Source organism: Methylobacterium sp. Leaf125, assembly GCF_001423085.1.
GTDB lineage: Bacteria > Pseudomonadota > Alphaproteobacteria > Rhizobiales > Beijerinckiaceae > Methylobacterium.
The window spans coordinates 337807-351167 of sequence record NZ_LMNU01000012.1 but is presented as its reverse complement, the minus strand read 5'-3'; the positions used below and the strand labels follow the sequence as shown (position 1 = coordinate 351167).

Here is a 13361-nt window from a genome sequence, read left to right as displayed (position 1 = left end):
TGTCAGGATAGATCAGTATCCGTGGATCGGCGGACGTATTGACCACACGCGAATATTGCCTAACGTAACCCGACACGGTCGCTGCGCCGGGCTGGCATCGGGAGAGGTATGTCGCGACCATGCTTGTCGGGATGCCATTCTTGCGGGTCTTCGACCGAATGGGTTACGGCGGGCTCGTGCTCTCGACGCATGGGCATGTGCTGGCCCTCAACGACAGCGCGCGCCGCATCTTCCAGGCCATGTTCTGTCTCAGCCGGTCCGAGGTTGAGGTCGATGTGCTGGACGGCCTCGGGCGCGGGATCGTCAAGCGATTGCTCAATCAGGGCCGGGCCCGGTTTCAGCTGGACAGTGAGAACTGGATCCTGGTGGAGCGCCCCGACCAGCGCCCCCTGATCATGAATGCGGTGCCGCTCCCGATCGATGAGGTCGACGGGTCGCACTCCGTCCTCCTGCTGATCGACCTCGACGCAACGCCGATCCTCAACCACGGCGCCCTGGAACAGGTCTTCGGATTGACCCGCACCGAGGCGAAACTCGCCACCCTGATGGCGCAGGGCGCGACCCTCGCGGAAGCGGCGGCCCTCCAGGGTGTCCGCGTCGCCACCGTCCGGGCCCAGCTTCGGGCGATCTTCGCCAAGACGCACACCCATCGGCAGGCCGAACTGGTGATGCTGGTGTCCCGGCTCTCCAGCCTGCCCTGATCGGCGATCCGGCTCACGCGCGCGCGGCGCGGCCGAATGCAATTCATGGTCATGGCCTGCTGGCCGATGAGCATCCTAAGTGTCCATCAAAATTCTCACTGTGAGATATTGTATACCAGCATGATGCGAACAATCATAGCAAGAATATATCGTCGCGGATTGGCGCGAATATTGATAGATCGTAGTCAATTTAGGGGATGACGGCGTCTCGGTTTGGACGATCCTCGTGGCGTCGTAGAATCGACGGGAGGAAACAATGAAACATTTCATTCCTGTGCTCGTCTTGGCCGGCCTGTCCCTGACGGTGATGGCTGCCGCACCGGCCACGGCTGCCGCGAAACAGCAGCGTCTCTCCGCGAAGTACACATCCCTGAACGCAGCGAAGCCGATCCCGACCGTGCCGGTCCAGCCCACTGCCGCGCGTCAGGATTTCGACGGAGACGGAACCGACATCGCCATCCGCCTCCAGGACGGTCATCACGGCGACGGCAGCCTCTGAGTCCGACGCGACCGGGACCGGGCGCGGGACGCTGCCTGTTCCCAGGGGATCGGGGGTCGGCCTTCGGATCCGGTCCTGTCTCCGCCGCGCCTCGGACGACCCGATCGACCCATGCGTTCACGGCCGGCGCCCCATCGGTGCGCGCCGGTCCCCGATGGGACCGCGTCCGCGGGATGCGACCGTTTCGTGAGCGTATGTTGCCGTGGGATCGTCCTGCCGCGGGATCGTCCCGGACCGGGGTTCCCGCCGGCCCGGACCGGTGCGGGAACCGTCGCCCTCAGCGACGCCCGACGGCGATGACGCCGCCGTCCAGGACGGAAAACTGAATTCCGACGGTCCGCAGCGTCTCCACGGCCTTGTGCCGCGATCGCTGGGCCGTGCCGTCCGGGTGTTCCTCCATGCGCTTCACGGTCGACAGGGACAGGCCGGCGGCCCTGGCGAGATCGGACATCGACCAGTCCAGCAGGGCGCGGGCGGCGCGCAGGTGATGTCCGCCGATCGCCTGCTCGAGACCCTTCAGCAGCATGCCGAGGGGCGGGCTTCCCCGTGTTCCGAGGGGCCGCGCGAGGTTGCCCCAATCCACGACCTGACCGCTCGCATCGGTGATCGGCACCGTGAAGATCTCGAAGCGCTCCCGCTTCCGGCCGGCGATGTAGAGGACGGGCTTCATCGTATAGACGCGCCCGACCTGATGCGCCGCGAGGCTCACGGCGCGCCAGTGCTCCCGCTCCTCGGTCACCACCGCCAGGAACGCGTCATCGGCCGTCTCGTCCGGCGAGAGGCCGGTCAACTCGTAGGCCTCCTCCGAGAAGGTGTAGGCGTAGTCCGGATCGTTGGAGAAGGTCAGGGTCCGGGTGCGGTCGAACAGCGCCCGCCGGCGGCGTTGCTCCGCCGCCACGGCCCGTCTCAGGCTTTCCCGTTCGGTCACGTCGAGGACGCTTCCGGCGATCCCCAGGGGACGTCCGTCGGGGGCAAGGTTGAGCTCGCTGCGCACCGACAGGGCGCGGTGCGACCCGTCCGGCCGGATCACGCGAATCGTCTGCTTCCCCTGCGACACGTCCCGGATCAGGCCGGCTCCGCTCGCCATCCGGCCGCGATCCTCCGGATGCACCAGCCCGACCAACAGGTCGTAGCTCGGCCGGGTCGTCTGGGGATCGAGCCCGAGGATGCGGAACAAGCCGGGCGACCAGACATGCTGATCGGCGGCGAAGCGCCATCCCCACGTGCCGCTGATGCCCCGGCTCTCGAGAAGATGGAGGAAATGCCGCGACGAGAATTGCAGGCTGTCGACATCCATCGCCGGGTCGGATCTCCTGGTCAAGAAAATATCATAAGTTATTTTTCTCCTACAGCACTTGAGGAGGGCCACGGAAACCCTGCGCGAAATCAAATAAAAGTGAGTACATACCAACCTGGAATTGTAGTTGTACTGCGAGAAAAAATTCTTCGTGTACGCCCCGGCCTGCCGGATGCCGGTCGCGTTGCTGCCGCGGACGCGATCGGAGGCGCGGCTGGGTGGCGTGACGGTCGCGCCGTCCTCGGCGCCTGGCACCGGTGCCCGAACGCGCTGTCCGGGCGCGCCCGTCGTCTGACCCGGCCCGAGGGAGCTTCGTCCGGCGTTTACCGGTCCGTTAACCTGCGATAGAGTTTCGGTGTATTCCGAGGGTCGCCGAATCGTCCGGTCGGCCGCAATCGTCGCCGCTTGCTTCACCCGTCGGGATGACCGCGCGGACGGTGCACCCCGTCGTGATCCTCTGCCTTCACGCCAGGGAGGCGGCCGTGCGCGGCCGTGGGAACTCATGCGCCGCAACCGCCACGCCAAGATCGTCGCCACCGTCGGGCCCGCCTCGTCGTCGCCCGACATGCTGCACCGGCTCTTCGTGACCGGGGTCGACACCTTCCGCCTGAATTTCAGTCACGGCACGCAGGACGACCATGCCCGGGTCTACGCGGCGATCCGCACCCTGGAGCGGGAGACCGGGCGGCCCATCGGCATCCTGCAGGACCTGCAGGGACCCAAGATCCGCCTCGGCACCCTGGCGGGCGGGCGCCTCGACGTCGCGCCCGGCGAGACGCTGCGCTTCGTGCTCGAGGGCGCCGAGGGCGACCGGCATGCCATCCCCCTGCCCCATCGGGAGATCTTCCTGGCGGTGGCCCCGGGCCAGGACCTGCTCATCGACGACGGACGGGTGCGCGTCCGGGTCACCGGCCTGACCGGCGACAGCCTCACCGCCGAGGTGATCACCGGCGGGACGCTCTCGAACCGCAAGGGCGTGAACCTGCCCGGCACCCTGCTCGACCTCTCCCCGCTCACCGCCAAGGACCGGGCCGACCTCGCCTTCGGGCTGGAGCTCGGGGTGGACTGGGTCGCGCTCTCCTTCGTCCAGAAGCCCGCCGACCTCATCGAGGCCCGCGCCCTGATCGGCGACCGGGCCGGGCTGATGACCAAGGTCGAGAAGCCCCAGGCCCTGGAGCGGATCGACGACATCATCCGGCTGTCCGACGCCGTCATGGTGGCGCGGGGCGATCTCGGGGTCGAGATCCCGCACGAGGACGTCCCCGGACGGCAGAAGGAGCTGATCCGGGCCTGCCGGCTGGCGGTCAAGCCGGTGATCGTCGCCACCCAGATGCTCGATTCCATGGTCTCGGCCCCGACGCCGACCCGGGCCGAGGCCTCGGACGTGGCCACCGCGATCTATGACGGGGCGGACGCGGTGATGCTCTCGGCCGAATCCGCCACGGGGCAGTTCCCGGTGGAGACCGTGGCGATGATGGCGCGCATCATCCACCGGACCGAGACGCACAAGCTCTATCGCTCGCTGATCACCGCCACCGATCCGGGCGAGGAGGAGACGCCGCCCCACGCCGTCGCCAGCGCCACCGCGACCCTCGCCGATGCGGTGGGGGCGGCCGCCATCGTCGCCTACACCTTGAGCGGCACCACCGCGGCCCGGATCGCCCGGCGCCGGCCGCAGGTGCCGATCCTGGCCCTGACGCCGGATCTCGCGACCTCGCGCCGGCTGTGCCTGCTCTGGGGGGCGCACAGCCTGCGGGCCGACGAGGTCGATTCCTACGAGGCGATGGTGGCCAACGCCCTGGCTCACGCGGTGGAGGAGGGTTTCGCGCTGCCCCACGCCCGCGTGGTCATCACCGCCGGCATCCCCTTCGCGGTGGCCGGCACCACCAACAACATTCGCGTCGCGCAGGTGCCGCCCGCCTGAACCGGTCCGGCCTCGGCGCCGTGATGGGCGGGGGTGGGCGACAAACCGATTCCTGTGCACAACGTCGCCTAGAAACGCAGCAACCGGGCCGTGTCTCGTGGGTCGTCGACGGTTTAGGCGAGTTCCGGCAAGAAGAGGCGCCGGCCCGGCCCGGCGATCCAGGCTATTTAGCGATGCCTTAAGACCGCAGGCGTAGAACCCGGGCACGTGTACCGGTGCCTTGCCGTCGTTCAACCTGAGCGGACGTTCGCGTCCCCGTCCACGTGCCTGCTCTCCCGCCCTGCCACGTGGACGATGACCGTGACCCTGAAAACCGTCGGCGCCTTCGCTACCCTCTTCCTCGTCGGCGTCGCGCCGGCCGTCGCCGCGCCCCAGCAGGTCGGCGTGGTCGTCAAGGTCGACCGCCAGGCCGTCGCCTCCCAGTCCGGCCAGGCCCGCGACATGGCTCCGCAGGGGCCGGTGTTCTTCAAGGACATGATCCGCACCGGCGTCGAGTCGCGCCTGGAGGCCAAGCTTGCCGACGACACCGTCCTGACCCTCGGCGAGAGCGGCAAGATCACCGTGGACGAGTTCGTCTACAAACCCGGCGCCCAGGGCGGGAAGCTCGCCCTCTCGGTGGCGCGCGGCGCCTTCCTCTTCGTCGGCGGCAAGATCGAGGGTCCGACCGGCGGCAACGTCGCGATCAAGACCGCGGTGGGCACCCTCGGGGTGCGCGGGACGACGGTCTGGGGCGGCGCCATCGACGGGGGCTTCGGCGTGCTCGTGCTCGACGGCGAGGTGATGCTGCGGACGAAGCGCGGCAGCGTCCTCATGCGCAAGGGCCAGGGCACGATGGTCTACAAGGGCCGGGCCCCCGAGGCGGCGGCACCCTGGCCGGAGGACCGCACCAAGCGGGCCGTGGCGACGGTCACGATCAGCGACCAGGCGCGCTTCGTCCCCACGCTCGGCCGCTGACAGACTCGCGAGCGGAGGTCGGACCGGTGGGCTTCCGCGCGCTGTTCCGATAGCGTCCGCCGCCACCGCACCCGGGTGACCCCGCAACGCCCGGGTGGGACCGCGGTCCCGCGCCGCCCGACCTTCTGGAGACCGCCCTGGTGCAGGCCCTCGACACGCCCGTCCCCCTGTCGACCCTGGCGGCTCTCATGGTTGCGATGGCGGCCAAGCACTACGTCATCGACTTCGTGGTCCAGACCGACTGGATGGCCCGCGGCAAGGAGCGGGTCGCGGGCTGGGCGGCGCCGCTCGCCGTCCATGCCGGGACGCATTCCCTCGGCACCCTGGCGATCGCCCTGCTCTACAAGCCCGGCCTGTGGTGGCTCGCGCTCGTCGACTTCGTGGTCCACGGGCTCGTCGACCGGGCCAAGACCCTGGTCGCCCACCGCACCCGCTGGCCCATGACCGACCCGCGTTTCTGGTGGCTGATGGGCTTCGACCAGTTCCTGCACCAGCTCACGAACATCGCCCTGGTGGTGCTCCTCGTCCTCGCCTGAGATCGTCCCGGCGACGCCACCTCAGGCCGCCATGCTGACGGAACGCTCGCCCGCCCGGATGCGGCGGGCATGGAGTGCCAGGATCGGGTCGTCCGGGTTCGCCGCGTGCAGGCGCAGCAGCGCCTCGGCCGCGCCGGCCTCCCCCGAGACCAGCCGTCCGAAGGCCTCGCGATAGGCGTCCAGCGCGTCGCTGGCCTGTCCCGTCGGCTCGAACACCTCGACGCCCACGGATTTGCCCTTCAGCATCAGCGTGCCGATCGGCCGGAAGCTGACGCCGGACACCTGGTCGCAGGTGGTGCGGGCGATGCAGATGCGGGTGCCGAGGGCCTTGTTGGCGGATTCGAGTCGCGCCGCCGTGTTGATCGCGTCGCCGTGCGCCGTGTAGTCGAAGCGGCGCGTCCCGCCGAAATTGCCGACCACGGCGCGTCCGGTGTTGATGCCGATGCGGGTGGCGCCGAACGGCACGCCCTTGGCCCGCTGCCGCTGCCGAAAGGCTTCCGCGAAGCCGTCGAGGGCGAGGGCGCAGGCCACCGCCCGCTCGGCGTGGTCGGGCTGGTCGAGGGGCGCGTTGAACATGACGTGCACGGCGTCGCCGACGATCTTGTCGACGGTGCCGCCATGGGCCATCGCGATGGAGCACATGCCGTCCAGATAGGCGTTCAGCAGGATGACCAGGGCCTCGGCACCCGAGGCCTCGGTCATTGCGGTGAAGCCCTCGAGGTCGGTGAAGAGGAACGTCATCTCGCGGCTCTCGCCGCCGAGCTTCAGCCGGCCGGGATCGCTGGCCAGCACCGCCACCAGATCCGGCGACAGGTAGTGCGTGAACGCGGCGCGCAGGCGCTGGGCCGAGCGCTCCGAGCCGGCGTAGCGGGCGAGGCTCCCGCCCGCATGGGCGACGAAGAGGCCGAAGGTCGGCAGGGTCGGGTCGAGGAGCAGGCCGCCCCGGGCGAACAGCGCCAGGGTGGCGAAGGTCGGCACGGGCGCCAGGAAGGCCATGGCGAGCCCGGCGCTGCGCAGCCGCACGAAGCCGCAGGCCAGGGCGGCGGCGACGCCGAGCAGCAGTGCCGCCACGATCTCCGCACCGAGGGCCCAGGCCGGACGACTGAGCGCCTGTCCGTTGACCGCCTGATCGAGGGCCATGGCGTGCAGGTTCACGCCGGGCTCGAACGGGGTCATCGGCGTCGGACGCAGATCCGACAACCCGACCGCGCTGGTCCCGAGGAAGATCGCACGGCCCTGGATCTCCGCGCGCAGGCCGGGACGCTGTTCGGGATCCAGCAGCCGCCAGGCCGGGATCGTCGGCGTCGAGCGGGCCGTCGGGTAGTGCAGGGCCAGAGCGCCGGAGCGATCGACCGAGAGGTCGACCGCTCCGACGCGGATCGTGTAGCCGGTCAGCGTCCCGCCGTCGCGCTCCGCCCGTACCGTGTAGCTCTCCTCGTCCTGCAGCACCCGCAGGGCGTCGAGGGCGAGCGAGGGCACCAGGCGGTCCCCGATCGTTGCGAGGAGCGGCAGGCGCCGGATGATCTCGTCGCTGCCGGCCGCGATGGCGAAGTTGCCGTGACCGGCGGCGGCCGCGTCGAGCACGGGCAGGTTCAGGACCGTGCCCGCGAAGCTCGGGACCGTCCGGGCGGGATCGCCGTCGATCGTCGCGAAGCCGGCACTGCGCGTCACGGGGGCGCCTTGCGCGTTCCGCGTCAGCGCGAAGCCCGCGACGACGCGGCCCCGCGCGAACACCGCCGCCAGGGCGGCATCGTGGTCCGGCAGGGGCGTCGCGGATTCCACCGCGCGGAAGCCGAAGCGTCGCGTCCAGTCCGGAACGAGGAGCGCGGGCGAGGTGCGGTCGGGCTCGGCGAAGACCATGTCGAGGGCGACGACGCCGGCGTCGAGGTCCTGCAAGGCCGCGACGAGGTCCGCCACCACGTGACGGGGCCACGGCCACTGGCCGTGCCGCTTCAGGCTCTCCTCGTCGATATCGACGACCCGGACCGCGGCGCCCTCGGTCTGGCGGGGGTTGATCCGCTGGAAGCTGTCGAAGGCCGCCTGCCGCAGGCGCTCGAACGGCTCCGGAACGGCGGTTCGCACGGCCAGCAGGCTGAGCACCAGGCCAAGGCCCACGCCCACCGGGACCAGGCGTCGTAACAGGAACATCGGGACTGGGCTCCGCGCGGGGCGTCTTCGCGAACAGTCTCGCGCCGGCGTGCTGAGATCTCGTTAAGGATAGGACTCGGCCCGCGAAAGAAAGCGGTTGTCGTTCGCCAGCCCTTAACCGGGCCCCGCCACGCTTCGGCCCGGGCCGTCACTGTGCCCAGCCTGGAACGTTCCGTGCCGAGTTCCCAAGCGACGACCCTGGACCATCATCACCTGCCGGCGGGTGCGCGCCTGTTCTCGGCCGGCGACGTGGGCGATGCCGCCTACCTCATCGTCAGCGGCCGGCTGGAGATCGTGCTCGAGCGTCCGGAGGGGGACCTCATCCTGGCGCATCGCGGGCCCGGCGAGATCGTCGGGGAGATGGCGATCCTCGATCACCAGCCGCGCTCCGCCGCGGTGCGGGCCCTGGAGGACAGCGAACTCGTCGTCATCACGGAGGAGCAACTCTCCCACCGCATCGCTCAGACCGATCCGATCCTGCGGATGTGCCTCGGCGTGGTGCTGGCGCGGTACCGGCAGACGGTGGCCATCCTCGAGCAGATGAAGGGCACCGCGCCGCCGCCGGTCCTCGGCACCGATACACCCCCGTCCGAGACCTTCGCGGCCGCCCTCGGCGCCCTGTCGCTGGAGCGCGAGATCCGCGCCGGCCTGCGCAACGGCGAGTTCGAACTGTTCTTCCAGCCCATCGTGCGGCTGTCGTCGCGGCGGCTGGCCGGGTTCGAGGCCCTGATGCGCTGGCGCCACCCGACCCGGGGCCTGGTGCCGCCCATCGAATTCATCCCCGCCGCCGAGGCGTCCGGTCTCATCATCGACCTGACCGCGCATGCCTTCGCGGAAGTCGGGCGGGTCTTCCCCGAACTCATCCTCGCCGCCCAGGCCAATCCCGACGCGCTGGATGGTCCCCTCTTCATGACCGTCAACGTCTCGGGCCGCGACCTCGCCGGCGCCTCGTTCCCCGAGATGATCGCCGACTTCCTGGCCCGGACCCAGATCGCGCCCTCCAGCCTCAAGATCGAGGTCACGGAGAGCATGCTGATGGACAATCCCGAGCGCGCCGCCGCCACCCTCATGCAGTGCCGCAACGCCGGCCTCGGGATCGCGATCGACGACTTCGGAACGGGGTATTCCTCGCTGAGCTATCTCAGCACCCTGCCGGTGACGACCCTGAAGATCGACCGTGCCTTCGTGCGCACCCTGCTGGCCGATCAGACCAGCCGGGGCATCGTCCAGACGATCCTCCGGCTGGCCGACGATCTGGCCGTGTCCGTGGTGGCCGAGGGCATCGAGCAGGCCGCCGAGGCCGATCTTCTTGCCGGCATGGGCTGCGCCTTCGGGCAGGGATATCATTTCGGGCGCCCCGCGCCCCTGGCCGGCGCGGTACAGGCGATCCGGACCTGGCCGGCGCCGGAGCCGGAGCGTCCCGGGCTTCGCCTGATCGCCTGAAAGCCCGACCGGTCGACCCGGCCGGGCTCGTCGGCGTTTCGTCCGGGAGGGCCGCGGCGGCCCTCAGCCGAACAGGATCATCGCCTTCGAGACGGTGCTCCAGATCCCCCAGGCGATCGGAAGGCCGACGGCGACCCAGGCGAGGATCGCGAGGGGCGTGACGCCACCCCGGCCGATGCCGGCATCGCCGGTGCGGCCCAGCGCCGTGGCGTTTCCGCCCTTCGCGCTGGCGGCGAGTTCGGCGTCGCTCATGAACCATCGCGCCGCGAGCGGCCGGACCAGGAGGTTGGCGACGAAGCCGGCCGCGAGGAAGGCCGCCAGGATATACATCGTGCGGGTGTAGAGCGCCGCACCCTGGATGCCGGCATCGACCTGCGCCTGCCGGATCGCCGTCACCACGAAGGGGCCGACGACGCCGGCGGTCGACCAGGCGGTCAGGATCCGCCCATGGATGGCGCCGACGAACTGCGTGCCGAAGATGTCGGCGAGGTAGGCCGGGATCGTGGCGAAGCCGCCGCCGTACATCGACAGGATCACGCAGAAGAAGGTCACGAACAGCGCCTTCGAGCCGATCGACGCCGCCCAGGGCGCGCCGGCATAGAGCAGGCACCCGAGGGCGAAGAAGGTGGCGTAGGTCACCTTACGGCCGATCTTGTCGGACATGGAGGCCCAGAAGAAGCGTCCGAGGATGTTGAACAGCGACAGGAGGCCGACGAACCCGGCCGCCACCGCCGCGATCTGGGTCTTCTGGCCGGCATCGAGCTGTCCGAAGCCGACACCCGGCTGACCGATCAGGGCGCCGCCGAAGATCTCCTGCAGCATCGGCGATGCGAGGGCGAGCACGCCGATTCCGGCCGAGACGTTGAGGCAGAGAACCGCCCAGAGCAGCCAGAACTGCGGGGTCTTGTGGGCCTGGTCGAGGTGGACATGGCCCGAGGTGATCATCGCGCTCTTGGCCGCCGGCGCGGTCCAGCCGTCCGGCTGCCAGCCGGCCGGGGGCACGCGGTAGCCGAAGGCGCCGCAGAGCATCGCCACGCTGTAGAGCCCGCCCATTACCGCGAGGGTCTGCCAGACGCCGGCGGAATCGGGGGTCTTGAAGGTGTTGATCAACAGGGTGGCGAGCGGCGAGCCGATCATGGCGCCGCCGCCGAAGCCCATGATGGCCATGCCGGTGGCCATGCCGCGGCGGTCGGGGAACCACTTCACCAGGGTCGAGACCGGGGAGATGTAGCCGAGCCCGAGGCCGATGCCGCCGATCAGCCCCATGCCGAGCCAGATCAGCCAGAGCTGGTGCCCGTAGACGCCGAGTGCGCCGATCAGGAACCCGCCGCCCCAGCAGAGCGCCGCCACGAGGCCGGCCTTGCGCGGGCCGGCCCGCTCCAGCCAGCCGCCGAACACGGCCGCCGAGAGGCCGAGCATGACGATGCCGATGGAGAAGACGATGACGAGGTCGCTGACGCGCCAGTCGCAGGTGGTGGTGAACAGGGCCGTGGCGAGGCTCATGTCCGGGCAGGCCGCCGGCGCGGGCTGGCCGACGCTCAGCGCCCTGGACAAGGGCAGCCAGAACACGGACAGACCGTAGGACATTCCGATGCAGAGATGGATGGCGAGGGCTGCCGGCGGCACCAGCCACCGGTTGAAGCCGGGCTTCGCGACGATCGCTTCGCGGGACAGCCACCCGGGCGTGTGTGCGTCCGACAGGGACGCGTCAGAAACGCGAAGATCCATTCCAGGCATTGCTCCCCCGATACGCCGCGGTGCAGCGATTTTTCGGGATTAAAGCATGGCGAGAAACGTCGTGCGACGGCGCTGGAGGCAAGCGTCGAACGTTTTGCTTGCCCTGTCAGGCGCTCCACCGTGTTTTCCGGCGCCTGATCGCAGGTCTCACTTGAATCCGGCGCGCCTGGCGCTCGCATCGTCTGGTCCGACCGGTCCTGCCGGCGGTCTCACCCTCGGCATCCCGCGCGCCGACGTCGGCGACTGGTGGGTCGCCGGTCCGGATGGCCGGGTGAACGGCGGTCAGGGCAAGGACGCAGCGTGGTGGGACGGGCGCCCGAGCCGCGGGATCAACCGCACGTAAACTAGCTCGCTCATCAGTTCGACCAGCGTCTGCGTGACGATGACGGCCGGCAGCAGGGGCACTCCGCCCGGAACCGCGAAGGCGAGGGGCAGGACCACGAGCGAGTTTCGCGTCGCGGCGCTGAAGGCCAGGGTCCGCCCGGTGGGCGCGTCGAGCCGGAACACCCGCCCGGCGCCCCAGCCGATCAGTGGAGCGATCGCGGCGAAGGCCAGGTAGAAGGGGACCGCCTGTGCGGCCGCCGCCCAGCTCGGTCCGAGCTGCGGCAGGACCGCGGCGATCACCACGAAGAGGACCAGGGCGGTCGCCGGGACCGGCAGCAGCCCGAGCCCGGCCGCGGCCCGTTCTCCGCGGTGGCTCTGCCCGCTCCAGACCTGCACGGCCCCGGCGGCGGCCAAAGGCAGGGCGATCAGCCAGCCGAAGGCGTGAAGGAAGGGGCCGACCTGCACGAACCGCCCCGCATCCGCGCCGAGAAGAAGACGCAGGTAGAGCGGCAACAGCGCCATCTGGGCGAGGAGAAGCGCCGGGGTCGCGGCCAGCAGGATCCTGGCATCCGCCCGTCCGAGATGGGCGAAGGTCACCACGTAGTCGATGCACGGCGTCAGCAGCACCAGCAGCACGCCCAGGCGCAGCATCGGGTCGGCGGGAAGCAGGAGCGTGAGCCCGGCGACCAGCAGCGGGATCGCGAGGAAATTCACGGCCATCAGCGCCGCCAGGAAGCGGGCGCGGGTGAAGGCGTGGCCCAGCTCCCGCAGGGGCACCTGCAGGAACGTCACGAACAGCATCAGCGCCAGGGCCGGATTGATCCCCCGTTCCAGGGCCGCGGTTCCCGGCACCGTCAGAGCCGTCGCGGTCGCGGCGGCGACGGCCGCGAGGTAGAGCGCGATCTGACGGGCTTCGAGGCTGTCGCGCAGGGTTGCGACTCGGTTGCCCGCGCGATGGTCCTGGGCATCGGCGGCCATCAGGCCGGGGCCGCCGATGCCGGGCGGCGGAAGACCAAGCCGAGGTTGTTCGCCGGCAGGCCGATGCGGGTCTCGTGCCGCAGGCCGCGCCGCGCGGCCGCCTCCGCCACCGTCTCGAGATCGCGCACGCCCCAGCGCGGGTCCCGGGCACGCAGGTCCGCGTCGAAGGCCGCGTTGCTCTCGGAGGTGTGGCGGCCGCCCTCGCGAAAGGCGCCGTAGAGGAACAGGATGCCGCCCGGCGCGAGCGTGCGGGCGGCGCCGTCCATCAGCCCTTCCGTGGCCGACCACGGCGCGATGTGGACCATGTTGATGCAGAGGATGGCGTCGGCCCGCGCGATCGGCCAGGCGGCGTCGGCGGCGTCGAGCGCCAGGGGCGCCCGAAGGTTGGTGAGACCCGCGGCCTCCGCATGCGCCGCGATGCTGCGGCGATAGGCCGGCTCCGGGTCGCTCGGCTGCCAGGTCAGCGCCGGAAGGGCGGCCGCGAAATGCACCACGTGCTCGCCCGATCCGCTGGCGATCTCCAGGATCGTGCCGGTCTCGGGCAGGACGTCCCTCAGGACGCCGAGGATCGCCGCGCGATTGCGCGCCACCGCCGGCGCGACCAGCGCCTCACGCCCAACATCCCAGTCCTTCATCGTCCATCCGATCCTGTCGCGTCGCGGCGACCGTCATTCCAAATTCGCAACCCTGGCGCAAACGACGGAGCACGGCTGTTGCATCTCGACGCCGGAGGCATCAAACACCAGGCAGATTTTCGGGCCGTTCGGCTTGCCACCCCCCGGGTGCAGCGAGGCGAAGCGCCGGCATCCATCGCCGCCGT

The 13361-nt window shown here is 70.3% G+C and carries 11 protein-coding genes; 6 read left to right on the top strand and 5 right to left on the bottom strand.

Going from position 1 to position 13361, the window contains the following annotated elements:
- Positions 1-131: 131 nt before the first annotated feature.
- Together ASF58_RS12775 and ASF58_RS12770 are read left to right on the top strand one after the other, a co-directional pair.
- A complete protein-coding gene (locus tag ASF58_RS12775; protein WP_244477308.1) occupies positions 132-701 on the top strand; it encodes a helix-turn-helix transcriptional regulator in 570 nt (189 codons plus the stop codon).
- Between the two features lie 256 nt (positions 702-957).
- Positions 958-1200, top strand: a complete 243-nt coding sequence (locus ASF58_RS12770) for a hypothetical protein (RefSeq protein ID WP_055952512.1) — start codon at positions 958-960, stop codon at positions 1198-1200.
- 277 nt (positions 1201-1477) lie between these two features.
- Here the strand turns inward: ASF58_RS12770 and ASF58_RS24970 are convergent, their stop codons facing one another.
- On the bottom strand, positions 1478-2521 hold the full coding sequence (locus ASF58_RS24970) for a PAS domain-containing protein (RefSeq protein WP_162242047.1): 1044 nt from the start codon (positions 2519-2521) through the stop codon (positions 1478-1480).
- 478 nt (positions 2522-2999) lie between these two features.
- On the opposite strand from ASF58_RS24970, the gene pyk reads away from it, so the two are divergent.
- The 3 genes from pyk to ASF58_RS12750 all read left to right on the top strand — a co-directional run bounded on the left by pyk (position 3000) and on the right by ASF58_RS12750 (position 5911).
- On the top strand, positions 3000-4421 hold the full coding sequence (gene pyk, locus ASF58_RS12760; protein ID WP_055952506.1) for a pyruvate kinase: 1422 nt from the start codon (positions 3000-3002) through the stop codon (positions 4419-4421).
- A gap of 300 nt (positions 4422-4721) precedes the next feature.
- On the top strand, positions 4722-5375 hold the full coding sequence (locus ASF58_RS12755; protein ID WP_162242046.1) for a FecR family protein: 654 nt from the start codon (positions 4722-4724) through the stop codon (positions 5373-5375).
- 140 nt (positions 5376-5515) lie between these two features.
- A complete protein-coding gene (locus tag ASF58_RS12750) occupies positions 5516-5911 on the top strand; it encodes a DUF3307 domain-containing protein (RefSeq protein WP_055952499.1) in 396 nt (131 codons plus the stop codon).
- Between the two features lie 21 nt (positions 5912-5932).
- Here ASF58_RS12750 and ASF58_RS12745 read toward each other — a convergent pair whose 3' ends face one another.
- On the bottom strand, positions 5933-8059 hold the full coding sequence (locus ASF58_RS12745; protein WP_055952496.1) for an adenylate/guanylate cyclase domain-containing protein: 2127 nt from the start codon (positions 8057-8059) through the stop codon (positions 5933-5935).
- Positions 8060-8233: 174 nt separating this feature from the next.
- Between ASF58_RS12745 and ASF58_RS12740 the strand changes: the two genes are divergently transcribed.
- Complete coding sequence (locus tag ASF58_RS12740; protein ID WP_156375655.1) at positions 8234-9502, top strand: EAL domain-containing protein; 1269 nt, start codon at positions 8234-8236, stop codon at positions 9500-9502.
- A 63-nt stretch (positions 9503-9565) separates the two neighbouring features.
- Here the strand turns inward: ASF58_RS12740 and ASF58_RS12735 are convergent, their stop codons facing one another.
- The 3 genes from ASF58_RS12735 to ASF58_RS12725 all read right to left on the bottom strand — a co-directional run bounded on the left by ASF58_RS12735 (position 9566) and on the right by ASF58_RS12725 (position 13176).
- The gene (locus ASF58_RS12735) at positions 9566-11230 is read right to left on the bottom strand and encodes an OFA family MFS transporter (RefSeq protein WP_055952493.1); all 1665 of its coding nucleotides are present in this window, start codon (positions 11228-11230) and stop codon (positions 9566-9568) included.
- 291 nt (positions 11231-11521) lie between these two features.
- On the bottom strand, positions 11522-12541 hold the full coding sequence (locus tag ASF58_RS12730; protein ID WP_055952491.1) for an arsenic resistance protein: 1020 nt from the start codon (positions 12539-12541) through the stop codon (positions 11522-11524).
- Complete coding sequence (locus ASF58_RS12725) at positions 12541-13176, bottom strand: DUF938 domain-containing protein (RefSeq protein WP_055952489.1); 636 nt, start codon at positions 13174-13176, stop codon at positions 12541-12543. The genes ASF58_RS12730 and ASF58_RS12725 overlap by 1 nt, the downstream gene beginning before the upstream one ends.
- Between the last annotated feature and the right edge of the window lie 185 nt (positions 13177-13361).

Bases quoted from the DNA above. Each gene is read 5' to 3' on its own strand.
- ASF58_RS12775 (WP_244477308.1), top strand. From the start codon at position 132: ATGCCATTCTTGCGGGTCTTCGACCGAATGGGTTACGGCGGGCTCGTG.
- ASF58_RS12770 (WP_055952512.1), top strand. From the start codon at position 958: ATGAAACATTTCATTCCTGTGCTCGTCTTGGCCGGCCTGTCCCTGACG.
- pyk (WP_055952506.1), top strand. From the start codon at position 3,000: ATGCGCCGCAACCGCCACGCCAAGATCGTCGCCACCGTCGGGCCCGCC.
- ASF58_RS12745 (WP_055952496.1), bottom strand. From the start codon at position 8,059: ATGTTCCTGTTACGACGCCTGGTCCCGGTGGGCGTGGGCCTTGGCCTG.
- ASF58_RS12735 (WP_055952493.1), bottom strand. From the start codon at position 11,230: ATGGATCTTCGCGTTTCTGACGCGTCCCTGTCGGACGCACACACGCCC.
- ASF58_RS12730 (WP_055952491.1), bottom strand. From the start codon at position 12,541: ATGGCCGCCGATGCCCAGGACCATCGCGCGGGCAACCGAGTCGCAACC.
- ASF58_RS12725 (WP_055952489.1), bottom strand. From the start codon at position 13,176: ATGAAGGACTGGGATGTTGGGCGTGAGGCGCTGGTCGCGCCGGCGGTG.